General features: G+C 53.8%; 13 protein-coding genes. 3 read left to right on the top strand and 10 right to left on the bottom strand.

Going from position 1 to position 17435, the window contains the following annotated elements; translation table 11 throughout:
• Positions 1-45: 45 nt before the first annotated feature.
• The 6 genes from MKX51_RS14980 to MKX51_RS14955 are packed head-to-tail and all read right to left on the bottom strand — an operon-like array spanning position 46 to position 5724.
• Complete coding sequence (locus MKX51_RS14980) at positions 46-1245, bottom strand: phosphoenolpyruvate hydrolase family protein (RefSeq protein ID WP_340992939.1); 1200 nt, start codon at positions 1243-1245, stop codon at positions 46-48.
• 11 nt (positions 1246-1256) lie between these two features.
• Positions 1257-2009: an energy-coupling factor transporter transmembrane component T family protein gene (locus MKX51_RS14975; protein ID WP_340992938.1), complete on the bottom strand. Its 753-nt coding sequence runs from the start codon at positions 2007-2009 to the stop codon at positions 1257-1259.
• Entirely contained in the window at positions 2006-2860 is an 855-nt protein-coding gene (locus MKX51_RS14970) for an ATP-binding cassette domain-containing protein (RefSeq protein ID WP_340992937.1), read from the bottom strand. Before MKX51_RS14970 ends, MKX51_RS14975 begins: the two co-directional genes overlap by 4 nt.
• The gene (locus MKX51_RS14965; protein WP_340992936.1) at positions 2836-3678 is read right to left on the bottom strand and encodes an ATP-binding cassette domain-containing protein; all 843 of its coding nucleotides are present in this window, start codon (positions 3676-3678) and stop codon (positions 2836-2838) included. Before MKX51_RS14965 ends, MKX51_RS14970 begins: the two co-directional genes overlap by 25 nt.
• A complete protein-coding gene (locus tag MKX51_RS14960) occupies positions 3675-5165 on the bottom strand; it encodes a class I adenylate-forming enzyme family protein (RefSeq protein ID WP_340992935.1) in 1491 nt (496 codons plus the stop codon). The genes MKX51_RS14965 and MKX51_RS14960 overlap by 4 nt, the downstream gene beginning before the upstream one ends.
• A gap of 7 nt (positions 5166-5172) precedes the next feature.
• Entirely contained in the window at positions 5173-5724 is a 552-nt protein-coding gene (locus tag MKX51_RS14955) for a biotin transporter BioY (RefSeq protein ID WP_340992934.1), read from the bottom strand.
• 226 nt (positions 5725-5950) lie between these two features.
• Between MKX51_RS14955 and MKX51_RS14950 the strand changes: the two genes are divergently transcribed.
• The 3 genes from MKX51_RS14950 to MKX51_RS14940 all read left to right on the top strand — a co-directional run bounded on the left by MKX51_RS14950 (position 5951) and on the right by MKX51_RS14940 (position 8891).
• Positions 5951-6928 carry a biotin--[acetyl-CoA-carboxylase] ligase gene (locus tag MKX51_RS14950; RefSeq protein ID WP_340992933.1) on the top strand — a complete coding sequence of 326 codons (978 nt, stop codon included), beginning with the start codon at positions 5951-5953 and terminating at the stop codon, positions 6926-6928.
• A gap of 142 nt (positions 6929-7070) precedes the next feature.
• Entirely contained in the window at positions 7071-7730 is a 660-nt protein-coding gene (locus MKX51_RS14945; protein ID WP_340940741.1) for a TetR/AcrR family transcriptional regulator, read from the top strand.
• Between the two features lie 18 nt (positions 7731-7748).
• Positions 7749-8891, top strand: a complete 1143-nt coding sequence (locus MKX51_RS14940; RefSeq protein ID WP_340995612.1) for an alpha/beta hydrolase — start codon at positions 7749-7751, stop codon at positions 8889-8891.
• 93 nt (positions 8892-8984) lie between these two features.
• Here the strand turns inward: MKX51_RS14940 and MKX51_RS14935 are convergent, their stop codons facing one another.
• The 4 genes from MKX51_RS14935 to MKX51_RS14920 form a co-directional block, all read right to left on the bottom strand.
• Positions 8985-10697, bottom strand: coding sequence for a hypothetical protein (locus tag MKX51_RS14935; RefSeq protein ID WP_340992932.1), 1713 nt, complete (start codon positions 10695-10697; stop codon positions 8985-8987).
• Positions 10698-10717: 20 nt separating this feature from the next.
• Positions 10718-13840, bottom strand: a complete 3123-nt coding sequence (locus MKX51_RS14930) for a family 43 glycosylhydrolase (protein WP_340992931.1) — start codon at positions 13838-13840, stop codon at positions 10718-10720.
• Between the two features lie 264 nt (positions 13841-14104).
• Positions 14105-15916: a sensor histidine kinase gene (locus MKX51_RS14925; protein WP_340992930.1), complete on the bottom strand. Its 1812-nt coding sequence runs from the start codon at positions 15914-15916 to the stop codon at positions 14105-14107.
• Complete coding sequence (locus MKX51_RS14920; protein WP_340992929.1) at positions 15913-17379, bottom strand: response regulator transcription factor; 1467 nt, start codon at positions 17377-17379, stop codon at positions 15913-15915. The genes MKX51_RS14925 and MKX51_RS14920 overlap by 4 nt, the downstream gene beginning before the upstream one ends.
• Positions 17380-17435: the final 56 nt, after the last annotated feature.

The raw sequence follows: 17435 nt of genomic DNA, 5'->3' as shown, positions 1-17435 counted from the left end.
ATTCATCATACCGGGCATGTTTATGGATGAAAACGCTTTTATGTCCTATGTTTTTGTGTTTAGGTTAGATTTGTACTGCTTGGGCGAGCAGCCCATGAGCTTTTTGAACATTCTGCTGAACTGGGCGTAGTCGGGGTAGCCGACCATTGCGGACACCTCGGATAATTGCAGGTGCGGGGCCTGGAGCAGTATGGCAGCCTTTTGCATACGGAAGCCGACCAGATAGTTCTGGAAGCTGCACCCTACTTCCTTTTTAAACAAGCTGCTCAAATAACTGCGCGATACATGCGCCACCTTAGCCAGATCCGCGAACACTACTTCCTCGCTGTAATTCTGGGCGACATACTCTTTGACGAATTCTACGTAATCGTAATGCCGGGTGATGCCGCTGAGCATCTTGACCATGAGATCATCCTCATCCAGCTTGCCCAGGCGCTTGAAATCGCGGGTAATGGCCGTAATCGACTGCTCGGAGGGAATCCGTTCAAAGGCAGAGCCGCCAATGTAGCCCATAATCTGCGTAGTATTGCTGTACATATACTGGACATCAACCGGAGTCTTGACCGGGCCGCCGTAGATCATCTTAATGACTTCAGGCTTAACCTCACCGCAGGCAGTGAGAATGCGCAGCGCCTTCGCCTTGGCAGCTTCCAGAGAGACCACCTTCCGCGCCCCCAGCAATCCGCCTACGGTCAGGCCGAGATGCACACAGATCACATCCGCCCCCGCTTCAGCCATCTGAACCGCCTGGGACTCGTCGAAGACGAAGGCCACCGTGAACAGCTCCTGCTGATGAGCCAGACGTATAGCCTCCACCTCCCTGTCATAGCTGATGCCGTCTTCCTCCAATGCCTCTCTGAACGCCCCGTCGATCAAGCCGACTGTCGGATAATTATTCACTCCCGTGAAGCCTCTGTTCTTGATCTCTTCTATATAAAGGGACATCTCTCTCGTTGGATCATTCGCATTCAGCCCGAACAGCACCGGAGTGTCTCTCACCAGCGGCACAATCTCCTTCGAGGCAAAATCCATTACCATCTCATTGCTGTTGCAGAAGGGCAGGAACCCCGCCAGAGAGCTTCTCCCCATCTGCCGGAACTTGCCGGAGTTCAGCATTAGAATGAAGTCAGCTCCGCTGTCAGCGGCAACCTTGGCTGTAATTCCCGTGCCTGTCGAGACACCGATAATGTGGTTGCCTTCGTGCAGCTCTGACTGAAGCCGCTCCAGTATGGCTGTTCTGTTCAAGCTCTATCTCCTCATCTCTCTAGCAGAATTCCCAGCAGAACATACGCAAGCATAATCCCGCCGGCTGCATAATCCATCCGTGCATATTTCAGCACCCTATAGGAAGTCCGTCCCTTCCCGTTCCCGTAAGCCCTTGCCTCAATCGTCATAGCCAGCTGCTCCGCCCGCGCAAGGGTGGTAACGAGCAGCGGAATCACTAATTGGATGTACGCCTGTACCCGGTTAAGGCCTTTGGTATCCTTGATATCATACCCTCTGGCCTGCTGTGCCACAAGAATGCGGTCCAGCTCCTGGGTAATAGTAGGGATAAAACGAATAGCCAGCATGACCGTCAAGGCCAGCGCTTCTACCGGAACGCCCAGACGGGTTAACGGCTTGCAGAGCTGTTCCAGACCTTTGGCCAGATCGAGCGGTTTCGTTGTTAATGTCAGAATGAGAGCAAGCGAGACCAGGAGCAGAATCCGCCAGAGGGCGAAGAGCTCATTCCTGAGTCCTTCCTGGTTGAACAGGAGATGATAGAGCATTGGCAGCAGCAGGATGAACAGAATCGGCCGCAATGCCCGGAAGAGCATACGAAGAGGGATTCTTGATAATAGGACCTGCCCCCCGGTGAGGAGTGTCGCTGCAATATACCCGGAGGGTGCCTGGAGGTGCATACTGCCCATTGTGAAGGCAACAAGGAGGAGCAGCTTCGTTCGCGGATCAAGCCGGTGGATGACAGAGTCTGAGGGGACATACTGCCCGAGTATAATTGTATCCGTCATCGCTCAGGACCTCTTGCCTGCCAGATAGCACTCACCATTCGAAAAATCTCCGCTTCCCTGCAGCTTGCAGGCTGGGGCTTCGCTCCAGAACATTCCCCGATGATTCTCAAGAGCTGAATCGGCTCCGGTACTGGCAGACCGGCTTGCTCCATGCGCTCCGCATGCTTCAGGAACAGTTCGTTTACCTCCCAATGTCCTAACAAGCGGCCCTGCCCCATAATCATCACCTCATCCGAGTATTCGGCAACATCCTCCAGCTGATGCGACAGGAACAGCACGGTCCGTCTGTTCTCCTCCTGCCATCTTTTTAGCCTCCTGAGCAAGTCGTTCTTGTTCCCGGGATCAAGTCCTGCGGTCGGTTCATCCAGAATAAGCAGCTCCGGCCCCGCCATCAGCACAGAAGCGATAGCCACAAGCCGCTTCAGCCCTCCGCTGAGCTGCAAGGGATGCTGCTGAAGCAGAGCTGCGGGTAAGCCCATCTGTTCCATAATCTGACTTATCGCCTGCTCCACGTTCGCCCGGGATTCCCCCTTCCTGGTAAGCGCAAAAGCCAGCTCCTGATTCACCGTTGCCGCAAATAGCTGCTGTTCAGGATACTGAAAAACATAACCGATGTGCGGAACAGCCTTCAGCCTGCCTTGCGGATCTCTTGGCAATGGCTGCTGACGATACGTATATTCGCCTTTTGAGATGGGCAGCAGACCCTTGAATACTTTGGCAAGGGTGGATTTGCCGGCTCCGGATTGACCGATCACCGAAATCCATTTGCCCTCCTGGAGCGTGCAGCTTACGGATTCAAGAATGTCCCGCCCGTTCATTCTCACACTTACATCCTGCAATGCGTAGACCATATGCTTCTGACCGTCTCCTTCCATTCTGCGTGCAGCGGGGCGTTCAGCCCGAGGGCCTGAAATAATCTCACGGCAAAAGGTGGCGCAAGCTGATGCTCCGTCATGCTTACTCTGCTGAACAAGCCGGAGGGCGTCCCGTCAAAAGCCAGCTCTCCCTGGCTGAGCAACAGCACGCGGCCAGAAGGCAGTACCTCATCCATATGATGGGTAATGTGGATGATCGTCAGCCCTTGCCGGTGAAGCGTGCGCATCACCTGGAGAAGGTCTTGCCTGGCCTGCGGATCAAGCATGGAGGTGGCTTCATCCAGGATGAGGATGGAGGGCTCCATTGCCAGAACAGCTGCCACGGCAACCCGCTGCTTCTGCCCGCCCGACAGCTGATGCGGAGCGGCGTCCATATAGTCTTCCATATGAACGGCTTGCAGTGCACGGGTTGCCCGGCTGAGCATTGCGGTTCTCGGGACACGCAGATTCTCCAGCCCGAAGACCACCTCATCCAGCACGGAAGCCGTAATGAACTGATCGTCAGGATTCTGGAAGACCAGTCCGGCCTGCTCACGGATGCTTATGAGATTCTGGCGGTTCGAGGTACTCAGCGCTCCCAGCCTCACCTCTCCGGCTCTTGGCAGCAGCAATCCGTTCATTAGCTTGGCGATGGTGGATTTACCGCTGCCATTCGCGCCGATGATGGCAACGAATTCGCCTTGGCGAATGTCAAAGCTGAGCTGACGGAGCACCGGTTGCCCTCTCCGGTAAGCGAAATCTACCTTGTCAAAAACGAGCATGGGCGAAGCTTCTTCCTGCACGGCCTTCATCATGTCAACCCCTCTACCGCGCGGCTCTTCATGAGCTGGCGGGCGATTTTGCCGGAACCGGTGTAGCTGAATTCCTCTACGTTAATCAACTTCTTAGGCAGCTTATAGCTGGCCAGATAGGGCCGGCAATACTTCCTGAGCTCATCAAGTGTAAGCCGTTCCCGGCCCTGCCACTGTATCAGTAACGTTACCTGCTCTCCCCAGCGTTCATCCGGTATGCCGAATACCATCGCTTCCCGGATATCCGGATGGCGAAGCAGCACTGCCTCCACTTCTTCCGGGAACACCTTGAGCCCCCCGCTCTTGATCATGCTGCCCGCGCGTCCGGCCAGGCGCAGATGCATCTGCCGGTCCTGATATACGTAATCCCCTGTGCGCAGCCAGCCGTCCCGGAATACCCGCGCCGTCTCTTCCGGCAGGAGATGATACCCGGAGAAGATCATATCGCTGCGGATGTATAGCTCCCCCACCGTGCCTTGAGGAACCTCGCGGAACTGTTCATCGCAGATCAATAGCTCTACACCGCTGAACGGCTGGCCCAGAGAGTCCTGCGGTTCCGCTCCGGTAAGCTCCAGATAGCTGATGTAGCTGGCTTCAGATGAGCCGTAATACTCATAGAGCCTAACCCCGTTGAACCTCTCACGGCACTTAGGTATAGAAGACACAGGCCATTTGCCGCCGGAGCTAATCAAGGCCTGGATGGACACCCCGGCGTTGCTAGACTCCGCTTGACGCAATAACGCTTCGGTCATAGCGGGCACAACGAACAGAATCATATCCGGTACACGGGAGCACAGGTTGAGTACGCGCTCTGCATCAAATTCCGGAAAGAGATGGAACGTGGCTCTGCTGTACAGGGATTGCAGCAGGGCGAACAGCGACAGCGAATGCACGAACGGTCCGGGCGCAAGCACATGCTGCATCCGGTTCAGACTGAACGCCTTCTCTGTAGCCTCCAAGCTGCTGAACCACGACTCATGGGTCCGCATATACCCCTTCGGGATACCTGTAGTGCCAGAGGTATACCCGATGAACAGCAGTTCAGGGCTACTCGCTGCTTCAGCCTCCGGCCCGAAACCTGCCGCCCAAGCCTCATAGCTGCCGGAGACCTGTCCCCTGCCGAAATAGATCTGGGGAATTCCGCTGTAACGACCAGTCAGATCAGCTGCGAAGCATGCTTCACTGACAATCAGCCCGGGAGCGCATTGCCGGATGACCTGCTCCAGCTCTGCTGGAGACCATTTCGGGTCCAGCAGCACGGGAGTGCAGCCTGCATAGATAGCACCCAGGACAAATTCGGCGAATTCCATCCGGTTAGCGGACAGAAGCGCAACGGTCTGATTTGTGTGTCCGTCATGCCGCAGACTGCTGGCAACCTGCTGAACCCGCTTCGTGAGCTGCTTATAGGTACGTTCTTCGTGTCCATCTGAAATTGCGATGCGGTGAGGGACGAGTGCGGCACGTTCCAGAATGTGTTCTGCCAGATTCATCGGAATCTCACGCTCCCCTCTTCTCCTCAACCGGACTGAACGCCCGGAGCTGCATGGTGATGACGGCGGCCAGCAGAGCCTTGATCAGATCTCCGGGCAGAAAAGCTGCAGACCCGACAAGTCCGGTCCAGACCGGAGTATTCGTGATCCAGACCATGGCAGAAGCACCGATCAGATTCACCAGCAGAACGCCAAAAATCAGATTAACGGCGAACAGCTTCCAGGTCCGGAGCTTCGGCCAGACCGCTTCAGTGAACCAGCCGATCAGCCCGGCGGCCAGCGGCCAGCTGAACAGATAGCCTGCTGTCGGTCCGACGAGAATGGCCAGCCCGCCGCGTCCGCCTGGTAATACCGGCAAGCCTAACGCGATAAGGATAAGGAAAATAATCAGGCTGAGTGCGCCTGTCCGCCAGCCCAGAAAACAGCCGGCCAGCATGACACCAAGCGTCTGGGCAGTGACAGGTACAGGAATAATGCCTAGCGATACGGGCGGAATCAAGCCCAGCACCGCGATAAGCGCGGCGAATAAGGCCGCATAGACCAACTCTTTGATTCTCAATTCAATAACCTCCACAAGATAAGATACAGGAATTGGGCGGCCTTCCGGTCAGGGAGTCCGGCCAACAAGCTGAATTATAGTGGAGGATGACTCCATTGTAAACCACTAATTATTTTCTGGTTCACAATTAAGATGTGAGTATGCCTGATTTTTCTAATGATCCTAAGCATGTTAATATACTTATAGAGATGAGATCGGAACGTTATACTTGTGGAGGGTTATAGGCATGACAGTCAAAGAACATATCCTGGCTTTACTGGATAGCAATAAGGGTGAATACTTCTCCGGCGAGGACATCGCCGGGCGGTTATCCGTGACGCGCAGCGCAGTGTGGAAGGCCATCAAAGCGCTGCAGAGTGACGGCTATTCCATTCAGGCCGTCACCAATAAGGGATACTCCCTCTCCCCCCAGACGGACATTCTGTCCGCCGCCGCAGTCGCCAAATACCTAAATGCCAGGGGGCAAACGCTGCGGCTTGAAGTTTTCAAGAGCGTGGCTTCCACGAACGAGCTGGTGAAGGTGCTGGCTTCCGGCGGAGAAGCGGAGGGCAAAGTCATCCTCTCGGAAGAGCAGACCGCCGGGCGGGGCCGGAAAGGCCGGCCTTTCTTTTCCCCTGCGGGGACGGGCATCTATATGAGCATTCTGCTGCGTCCCCGTCTGTCGGCGGCGGATGCTACGCTTCTGACTACCTCTGCTGCCGTTGCGGTCGCTCTGGCTATCGAGAGTGTGTCCGGCCTCAGCACGCAGATCAAATGGGTGAATGACGTCTTCATGAACGGTAAAAAGGTGTGCGGAATCCTCACCGAGGCTTCCCTGTCCCTGGAGAATGAGTGGCTGGATTATGCCGTACTCGGGATTGGGATCAATGTGGCGCTGCCCGCAGCGGGCTTCCCCGCCGGTCTGTCTGAGATTGCAACCTCTGTATACAAGGAGGACAAGCCTCCTGGCGATCTGCGCAACCGGCTTGCCGCTGAAGTGCTGAACCGTTTCTTAGGCTTTTATGATCAGCTCAAGGACCGGCTGTTCCTGCCGGACTACCGGCAGCGCATGATGTCCCTGGGCAAGACGGTCATGGTCATTAAGGAGAATCAGCAGCAGGAGGCCACCGCTGTCGGTATCGACGATGACTGCCGCTTGAAGATCCGGTATCCGAATGGTGATGAGGAATATCTGTCCAGCGGCGAAGTTCGTATTCTGCTCTAACGCTTAGAAGCCACAATTCGCAAGAGTTACATGCGGGTTGTGGTTTTTTAATATGCCGTTGTTTCAGCCCTGATATTTGACATGTGAATCAATTATCGATATAGTGTGAATGAGTTCACACCCCGTATTAAAGGAGGAAGCGATGCCGAAAAATACGTTCTTTCGATTGGATGAAGCAAGGCGCGAGGAAATATCGGACAGGGCTATGCAGCTTTTTGTGGATCATCTTTATGAGGATATATCGATGAAGATGGTTCTGGATAGCTTGTCCATGCACCCCGGAACCTTCTACCGTTATTTTGAAGACAAAGATGACCTGTATTGTCACTTAATCCGTAATGTGACCCGGAAAAGAGCTGCGTATTTTAGTAACAGTACTGAGGATTCCCTTTTCCGCTCTTTCCTTACCGGCTTATTTGGTAACGTGAATGGCACTGCGGCCGAGCCGCTGAATGAGCTGGAGATCAAGCTTACTGAAACTTTTTTACACATTCCCGAGGACATACTGCTGAAAGTATATCTGAACGTGCTAAAGGGCGAGTCCTTCCCCTTGATCAAGGACATTATACGGCGGCTGAGGGTTGACGGATATCTCCGGCCTGATATTGACGACGACCTGATTTCATTTATGTTCGAATCTATGCAGTTTAATTTAGTCATGTTTTACAGGGAATTCGGTATTAAGGATTCTCAGATGCAGCATAAACTTAGCAAATACTTTGCTGACTTTATGGGTCATGGTCTGCTTGAAGATCATAAATATTCCGAGCTGGTTAGCGATATTAAAAAAGCAAAGGAGTAGAAGTGTATGAACAAGCATATGAAGACTTATGAGGTTTTTCCAGCACCTGTTGGCAGCTATACCGTTGGTCGTACCCAGATGGATTTGGAGTACACAGCATCGGATCATTCCACAAGAGAACTGACGGTGTTCGTGTACTATCCGTCCGACAGCAGCGAAGATAAAGCTACATCAGCATACATGTTTCCTGAAGTCTACGAGATGTTAAAGGATCAGCCACTGGTTACCGGGTATCTTACAGGGGGTTATTTCTCTATAGAGTTCAAGACCCGGTGTTACGACGATCTTGCTCTCTCCGCAAAGGACAAGCGCTATCCGGTGTTATTCTATGTTTGCGGCGGGGGCGGTTCACCGGAATGGGGCACAGTGCTCTGTACAGACTTGGCCAGCCTGGGATATGTTGTGGTAAGCATCGGCCATCCAAATAGTACAATGTATAAGCGTAAAGACGGACGTCTGTATAATGTATCCAAGGGTTTTTCGGAGGCTATCATAGCGTTGTCTGAAGATCCGGAGATGCAGGCGCTGGCTGGTAAAATGGAAATGCGGCCTGACGATGATACAGCCGTTCAGATGTGCCGTAACGTGCTTGCACTCCCGGTAATTGCCAAGGTAACAGAGTATAGTGAATTACAGGCGGAAGATATACGGTTTGTAGCCGATCATCTGTATAAACTGGACGCTGGAGAGCTGGATTCTATCTTTAATGGCAGACTGCTCTTTGACACCGGGATGGGTATCGTCGGGCATTCTTATGGAGGGCTTACGACGGCGATGGTCTGCCGGGATGACGACCGGTTCACCTGCGGAATTGGCTTGGATAGCGGTGCGTTCGGTCTTCTGGACAGCGACCTTAAGAAGCCCTTCCTCCTGCTGTATCGTGAACCCAACTACAACATGAATGCGGTCATTGGTGCTAACAATAGCAGGGAAACCTATTATTTCTCTGTTGACCGGGTTGCGCATTTAGATTACTGCGACATTGTTTTCACCAATGCTAATGAAGTACTCAGAGGCGAACGGGATGCGATGGAGATTCGAAATATGGTTACAGATTATACGAAGACCTTTTTTGATTATTACCTCCGGCAGAAGGCGGCAAGTGTAAACAGTCTGGCATATGATGGCGTGGACTTGGTCAAGAAGACCAGGAACAAGTGAGCCCTGCAAATACGCGCCAATAGACCGCACCCCGCAAGCAAACGCCTGCGGGGTGCGGTTTTTCAATTGCGGCTTAATGCTCCAGTGCTGAAATCACTTACTCCCCTGCGCTTGCTGGGTAGGCCCGTAATTCGCCGCTCCGGTGAAATGAACATCTTCCGGCGTGGGATACACTTTCGGAATGCACAAATCCCGCTGATACAGCCGCAAGTGCTCTCCTCTGGGAGAGATATCCACGACATCACAGCCTCTCCAGTATACCTTGTATTCCTCACCGCGCACTGTCTCCTTCACAGTCAGCGTCTCCAGCTGATGCTCCAGCTCTACAGTGTCCCCTGCTCCTATACTACGGATAACAAGCAGATTTCCTTCCCTCTCGGGTGTGCACAAGGCTCCGTTAATCTTCATGCTGAGGTTCTGAGCCATCCAGTCATAGACCCGTACTGCAACATCGCATGGCTGCTTGGCTGTAATGGACATATAGCCCCGGTCGGGATAGCTCATGGTGACGGTCGCCTCCTCGGTCTCCTTATCCACCGGCATATTGACGATTACCGTTCCGTCATGGAATTCCACCGCCCGGTTCCATACGATCTCCAGGGCCACCGGAGCCATGCCGACGCAGCAGCCCGCAATGGAACGGAACTTGGATAGCGACATGGAATTCACGAGCGAGCCACCGGTGAAGCCCCCGATCATTCTTGTATCAATCTCCCTGTAGGTTATGCCTGCTTCGTCAGGCCGGGTGTTGTCTGTGACTACGTAGGAAGACACCTTAAGCTGATTCTCCACCAGCTGGTTCCGCGCAAACAGGGTCATATCCTCCCAATATTCCTCATACCCGGCCAGAATCAGCTCATTCGCGCATTCAATCATATCCTTAATGCAGCAGGTCTCACAATGCTCCTCATGCGGCGGATGCCACTGGGCATACTCAGGTACCCAACCGAAGGAGGAGGACAGGCTGCGGATATAATCATAGATTCCTTTACCTGCGGTAACATACCGCTCCTTGCCTGTTACCCGGCCCAACCGCACCAGACCGGAAGCTACCCAGCCTGCGGAATGGACATGGCCGAAGAATTCCATCCTGTAATTGAAATAGCGCGAAGGTCCAAGCAGATGATTGGCGATGCCCGTTGCCAGATCAAGCGCGGCCTCATCTCCGGCAATTTCATATCTGCGCACCAGAGAATGCAGGATAATGGCATTGCGGATCGCCTGCTCCCCCCGCCCGGTATGTCTGGACAGATCGAAGCCGCCGTCCTTCAGGTACACATCATTGGGGAATTCGTACAGGGGTTCCTGCTCTTCATAATCCCCCGACCAGAACGTCCGGACCTTCCGCTCAATTACCAGGGAGCGCATTCCCCTCACCAGCCCGGCCGCCCTCTTCTCCGCCTCTTCATCCCCGGGATTGTTCTCCAGCATCCGGTTCAGCGCAGGAAGAATATAGCCCATTTCGTGAAAAGAACTATGGTTCGTATGCGTCCACGGATAAGGCTCATGAAACCGCAAGCCGTGCTCCCCCCAGGACTTCATGAGATGGCGGTAAAAGGATTGCTGTACCGCAGCGCCTTCCTCTGTCTTCAGCATTTTGCGCACCGCGTCTATCGCCTCATACCAGGAGCCGACCAGCTCCGCATCATCCACCCGGCAATGAGCAGCTTCGGCTGGCTTCTTATGCGGCAATACAAGCCAATATGGAAGATTGTCTTCCTGCTCATCCACCATAGAGGTCAGATAACCAAGAACGAGCTTGGCATTGTGTAACGGTGTGAACTTTTCGTAAGCTTGACTTGACATGTTGTCTTTCCCTCCGCTGCTTATTCTCCGGTAACACTGACCTTGAAATCATCGAAGTCGATAGACGCGTTCGCATAGCCGTCAACGCCGAACAGCTGTCCGGTCAGTGTGCTGCCGCCGGTATGGCGGAAGGCGAAATCTGTAGCGGCCGGAACAGATTCATTGTTGATATAGACGCTGTACGTCTTGGCATCCCAGTTCGCGACCATTTTGATCGTATACCATGTGCCCAGCGTGAAGTCTCTCACCTTGACCTTGTTGGAGCCGCCGTTTTGCACCAGGATTTTACCCGAATCAAACGCCGTCACCATCGAATAGTTGCTTGTACCGCTATCATTTCTTACCATGGCGCCGTTGGCATACTGGAAGTTACTGTTTAACCGGACACGGTATTCGATGACAATGCGCTGATTCCCCTCAGCACTAACCTCCCCAAGATAAGGCAGGAAAAGGTTGGCTTTGCCTGATACCGCGGTCGTGGTCAGCCGCAGGAATTTGTTGCCGCCTTCCTCCCGGACCACAGCAGTAGCACCATTCGTCAAATCTTGGGTAGTAATGCCATAAGGATATTTGCCGGCCGTATCGCCGGAGAAATCCCGGTATGCCTTATAGGTTATACCGTTCTGTGTGGTATTCAGTGAATTCAGCAGAGCGGTTTCCGCCTCTGCGAGTGCAGTCAGCGCTGCATTGAACTGCGCCTCCGTCAGCTCCGCATTGCCCGCCAGCGCTTCCGCCTGCTCCACGGCGGCAACGAAGTCAGCATACTTGGCTGCGCTATAATTGCCTGCCCCGCTTCCAAGCGGATAGGAGAAATTATCCAGCTTGCTGCGAAGCTGATTCACGAGCTCATCCAGGCCATAACCCGGCACAACCTCTACAGAAATCGTGGAAGAGAACTCCTGGCCGCCCATCTTGAGGGTCACCGGTACCTGAACCGTGCCAATGGTACTGAAGTCCAGCCCTGCGAGCTCACCGCCGACAACCTCGGCCTGCACCGGCTGGTTATGGTAGACAGCATTCACCACGCCCGGAAGCGCGGGAACCACTCCTGAAGGCGTCTTCAGTGTTGTAGTGACCTGAACGGCATCTGAAGCGGCAATAACCGTTACGCGGTAGGTGGCTTGCTTGCCCCCGTATAACGCAGTAATTAGCGCCGTGCCCGGTTGAACAGCACTTACTGTATGGGTGGCCGGGTCGATGGCCGCTACTCCTGGATTACTGCTGGTGTACTGCGCACTCCCGGTTACATCCTGAACCTCATAATTGTTGTAATGGGCTGTTGTCCGCAGCGCGGAGCTGGTCTGTCCACTGTTCAGCACAGCCTCCGGTCCGGTGAGTGCCAAGGACTGTACCGTTCTGGGATCTGCCTTGACGTTAACTGCCACGGTAGCAGTCCGGCCGTTGTAGGCGGCAGTAATTGTTGCACTTCCTGCCCCGGCGGCTTTCACCTGATTCCCTGCTTGAATCATGGCTACGTTCGTATCGGACGAGCTCAGGACCACGCCTGCCGCGACAGCAGAATAAGTAGTGCCTGTTACTGTATAGAGGGGCAGGCTACGGATCTCGTTAAGAGCAAGCGTATATCCGGGAGTCCCGAACAGCAGCTCCGAGCTATTCAACCGGGATAGATCCAGGCTGTCGATGTCGGCCAGATTGTTCCCCTTGGTGAAGCGGAGAACATTGTCTCCCTGCTGAAGATAGATCTTCGCCGTGGAGGCTCCCCAGCGGTTCGCGCCGGAATAGACAATGTTCATCGACGCTCCCGGCCCGCCGTTGACCGACAGGATATGGGAGGCTTCCCCCGCATTCGCTGAGCCGTTGCTGTTGCGCACGGACAGGACATAGAAGCCCGCCTGCGGCACATCGACACTGAACTGGGCATAGTCGCTGGCGTTCGCGAGGTTGGTAATCTTCATCCCGCCGGAGGCAGAGCTTTCGCGCCGGACCGCCGGGGATGAAGCGCCCGCCGGATCTTTTACAAGCAGAGCTTGTTCGGCTTCATAACGAATTCGGGCCGGCTCGCCTGATGGGATTGCTATCGGATTGTTCGGATTAACGGGCTCTCCCAGGTTCGGCGTGTTGTCTGTGTTCCAGGAGAACTTCTGCGCGCGTACATTGCGGGTCCAGCCTGAGCCCGGCCAGCGGGCGGAATGGTAGATGATCCAGTCCTCGGTCCCGTCCGGTGAAGTCACGATACTGTGATGGCCCGGGCCATAGACACCGTTCGCGCTGGAGAAGAGCGGCTGATCACGCTTAGTCCAGGAAGCGGGATTCATCAGATCGGCGCTGGTGCTGGCGGTGATCAAGCCGAGACTATAGCTGTCTGTCCAGCTTCCGTTGGCGGAGTAGACCAGATTGATTTTGTTCCCTTTGATCGTAATCTGCGGGCCTTCATTAATCCGGCCGGGGGAGGTCTCCCAGTCATACTCCGGTGTAGACAGGAGCACGCGCTGCGAGCTGATCGTCCACGGATTGCTCATTCTGGCGATGTACAGATTCTGAAAGCTGCCATCAGTGTCCTCCCAGCCGGACCAGATGAAGTAGTGCTGGTTACCGATCGTCAGCACAGTGCCGTCAATGGCCCAGCGGTCCGTGGCATCGGTAATTTTGCCCTTGAAGGTCCAGCTTCCGGTCATCGGATCGGCACTGGTATTCTCCATCACATACATACGGTGGTTAGCATTGGTTCCGTTATCGGCTGCAACGTAGATATACCATTTGTACTGGCCGTCGGTATCTTTGAGGTAATGCATCTCCGGCGCCCACACATTGGAGCTGTACATGGTTCCCTTAACCGGCGACCAAGCCAGACTCCGTTCGCCTGCTTCAATGCCGGTGATGGTATTCGACCTGCGGATCATCACTCCGCTGGCATTAACAAAGGTGTTGTAATAATAGCCGTCCGTGTGCTTGTATACCCAGGGATCGGCCCCGGTCTGCATGATGACATTGTAGAAGTCATTCACGTTCTTCCCTCCTTGTACAGCCACTACCGGTTCCGGCTGGACCGGCTCCGGCTCTTCCGCAGCAGCGCTCCCTCCCCACTGCGGCAGCATGAGCAGTACTACGAGACTTAGCAGCAGAGCTTTGAAGCCTTTCTTGGACAATTGCACTTCTTCCCCGGCGAATTTAACCGCTTTCATTTTTTCTCATCTCCTTTTCGCTTGAATGGTGACTCCGGCTAGCGTACTCATAATACCTTCCGGGACGCATTAAAAAAATGTACTATCTTAAAATGTTTTTGTAACCGTTTTAGTTGTAAATACTTACAGCTTGACGACAAGCGGGCCTTTTCTCCATCAGCAGGTGGACTAAATCCAACTGTATCCCCTTCCGCCTGCCCCCAGGGAGAGCGTACGCCAAAGAGGGGCACTAATGCCCCTCTTTACTCACACTCACTTGCTATTTCAGCCCCCTGGCAGCTTCGGAATCTTCACGTTCACGGTAGTCCCATAGCCCAGCCGGCTGTCAACGGTCAGTCCGTAGCCTTCTCCGAACAGATGGCGGAGCCGGTTATGAATATTCAGCAGCCCGATGCCCTGCGCCGACTGCCCGGTCAGGGCCAGCTCCTTATGCTCCAGTCCAAGCTTGGCCTGAAGGGCGGCCAGCTCCTCCGGCTCCATTCCCCTGCCGGTATCCGTAATACAGAAGCATACATCCCCGCGCTCATCCAAGCTCCCTGTAATCTGAAGCTGTCCGCCCTGATCCATCCGCTCCAGCCCGTGATAGACCGAATTCTCCACGATGGGCTGGAGGATCATCTTGGGCGTCTGCAGCTCCAGCAAGCCCTCCTCCACATCAAGCGCCAGAGAGAATTTATTCTCGTAACGGATCAGGATGATTTTCATATAAGCCTGAATGCAGTCCACCTCTTCCCGGATCTGCACAAGATCATCCTTCTTGATGCTGTAGCGGAAGATCTTGGACATGCAGTACGTAATCTGCGCAATCTCCCGGCTTCCGTACTCCAGTCCGATGCTGCTGATACAATTCAGCGTATTATACAGGAAGTGTGGATTAATCTGGCTCTGCAGGGCAGAGAACTCCGCCTGCTTCTGGCTCAGCTCGGATTCGTATAGTCTGGCCTGGGTATTGAACATCTCGCGGGTCATTTCGTCCATCTCGTCCATCATCCGGTTAATATCCTGGGCCAGCAGGCCTACCTCGTTCGTGAACCGGACTTTAATCCGGAAGCCCCTATCCCGCCCTGCCACCTTCTTCATGTCCATGACCAGTCCCATCAGGGGACGCATCAGATTACTCATGAAAAAACTGCCGGTTAGTATCATGCTGACAATAATGCCAATCCCCACGATAATGCTAACCTTCCGCATGGGGATCATGTCGGCAGTCAGCTCCTGCACCGGGATCATACTGACCACACGCCATCCGTCAGCCTGCTCCAGCCCCTTCACCTGGACGAGAACCTCCTGGCCGCCGATCGTTGCTTTTACCCCGTTAAGCAATTGGTTCTTATCCATGGACAGCACATCTTTGATCACATTGCCCCGCGCATAGGAATTGGTGGATGCCACCACCTCATCCCGGTTATTCAGAATATACAAGGTGGAGTTCTGCGTTAATTCCGTATTCGCCACCAGCCCCTGCATTTTGTCCATATTGACCATCACCATGCAGTAACCCGTAATCTGTGAGAAGTGGACGCCTCCGATGGACTCCACAATGGGTGCGATATAGAAGAACTGTTCTGTCCCTGTCCGGTCATCTCTCAGAATGGCAGTGAACTTCCCCTTTTGCCGGAGCGCAGGATCGTTCTTGTACGGGCGGATAAAGGTCTCATACGGATTAATATAAAAAATATCGCCGCTTGCAGAATCCTCGCTGGAGAGCCGTCTACCCTGGAGGTCATTGACCATGATTCCGTTCACATACGAATTGAAGGACCGCATATATTCCATCAGATCCAGTGCATAGGGTGCGCTGTCGAACGCTCTTTTGTAATCATCATTCGCTAGAGTGAATTCCTGAATCAGCTTGTTGTTGACCGCAAAGCCGGTGCTGACCCGGATATCATTGAACACCGAATCAATTTTGCGGCGGGTCTGCTCTATCATCTGGTTGCTGTAAGTAACAGCTCTCTTTTGCGTAAGATTAGAGAAACTATAAAAAAAGTAAAATTCCATAATCGTGAATATAACAATAGAGCAACAGAAGAATAGCCATAGCTGATGCTTCAATTTCACCTTGCGGGTCTTCATGGCCTGCTGCTCCGTTCGGCTTCCCTTTTTCTGAATTTGGCGGGCGTCATCCCGCAGTGCTTCTTGAACACTTTATTGAAATAATAGTAATCTACATACCCGGACTGGATGGCAATGTTCTCAATGGACAGATCTGTCTGCTTCAAAAGCCCGCGGGCTTTCCTGATCCTCAGCTCAGCCACGTATTCAGAGAAGGTTTTGCCCAGATTCTTCTTGAACAGTTGACAGCAATACACCTGATTGATGAAAAATTGGACCGACAGCTCCTTCAGATACAGCTTCTGCTCATAATTACGGTCAATATAGGCGACCATCCGGTTGAAGCAGGATAGAATATCCCCTTCCTGCAAAGCACGGCTATTCCCTTGCCGGAGCACGGTAAGAACGTCATGCAGGAAGCTGCACAGCGACTCCAGGTCCTCGAACCGCTCCTTCAGCTCGGCATAATTCAGGAATTCCAGCTCCATGTCCCTGAGTTCCTCCGGATAGGCGCTGATCAGAAGTCCGACAGCCTGATTCCATAAGTAGACAACCTCGCTCATTCCCAGCTCATGAAGCCTGAAGTATTCCTGCACACCAAGAGTGTATGTCTCGATGCTGTCATATTGATTCCCATGAACTATAGTCTGCAGCTCATCTATACAGGGCTTCACCAGATGAAGCTTCGGACTATAGTGAACGGCGCCGGAAACCTCATCCACAAATACTCTGGAGGCCGCGAGATCCGCTTCCTTGATCAGCTTGCTGATCTGCTTAAGCCCGCTGCCGATGCTGCTGATCCCCACAACAGGAAGCGCCGGACTGCTGGCGCCAGCTGGCCATTCCTCCGTGATTCCTTCCAGCTCACTCTTTTGTTCTGTTATCAGAACAGCCAGCAGGGTGCTCGTTCCAGTCTCCACTTCCAGCAACTGAACCGGCAGCCCGTCCAGCTTCAGCAGTCCGGCGGGCTTCGGCCTGTCTTCCTCATAGTGAAAGGCAAGCACCCGGCAGCACCCGGCATTCGAGCCGGCAGGAAGGTAGCGCCTGATCTCTTCTTCATCTGCCGAGGTAAGCGCATCCAGCAAGAGGTGGTTGCGCGCAGCACTTCGCCGGGAGAAGTGCAAGGCGAGCTTCTCCAGGAACGTATCGGCCATATCCACATCAAGCGGCTTCAGGAAATAATCGAGTGCCCCGAAGCGCAGCGCTTCCTGGGCGTATTCAAATTCCGCATACCCGCTGATAATGACGAATTCAGTATCTATTCCATGTGCTTTGGCCCGCTTCATCAGATCGAGTCCGGAAATCTCCGGCATCCGGATATCCGTAACTACCAAATCCGGCTCCTGCGAGGCGATGGCCTCCCACGCCTTGTACGCACTTGTGAACTGTCCCGAGATTTCAAAGCCATACTGCTCCCAGTCAAAGGCATTGCTGATCCCTCTAATCGCCCACGACTCATCATCTACAATAATGACCTTGTACATGGATATCCTCCTGAACCTGTGAATTCATCTGGGCTTACCCCGTAAACGAAATGCGG

This window comes from Paenibacillus sp. FSL M7-0420 (assembly GCF_038002345.1).
Classification (GTDB): Bacteria; Bacillota; Bacilli; order Paenibacillales; family Paenibacillaceae; genus Paenibacillus_AQ.
This window is presented reverse-complemented; position numbering and strand designations above follow the sequence as displayed.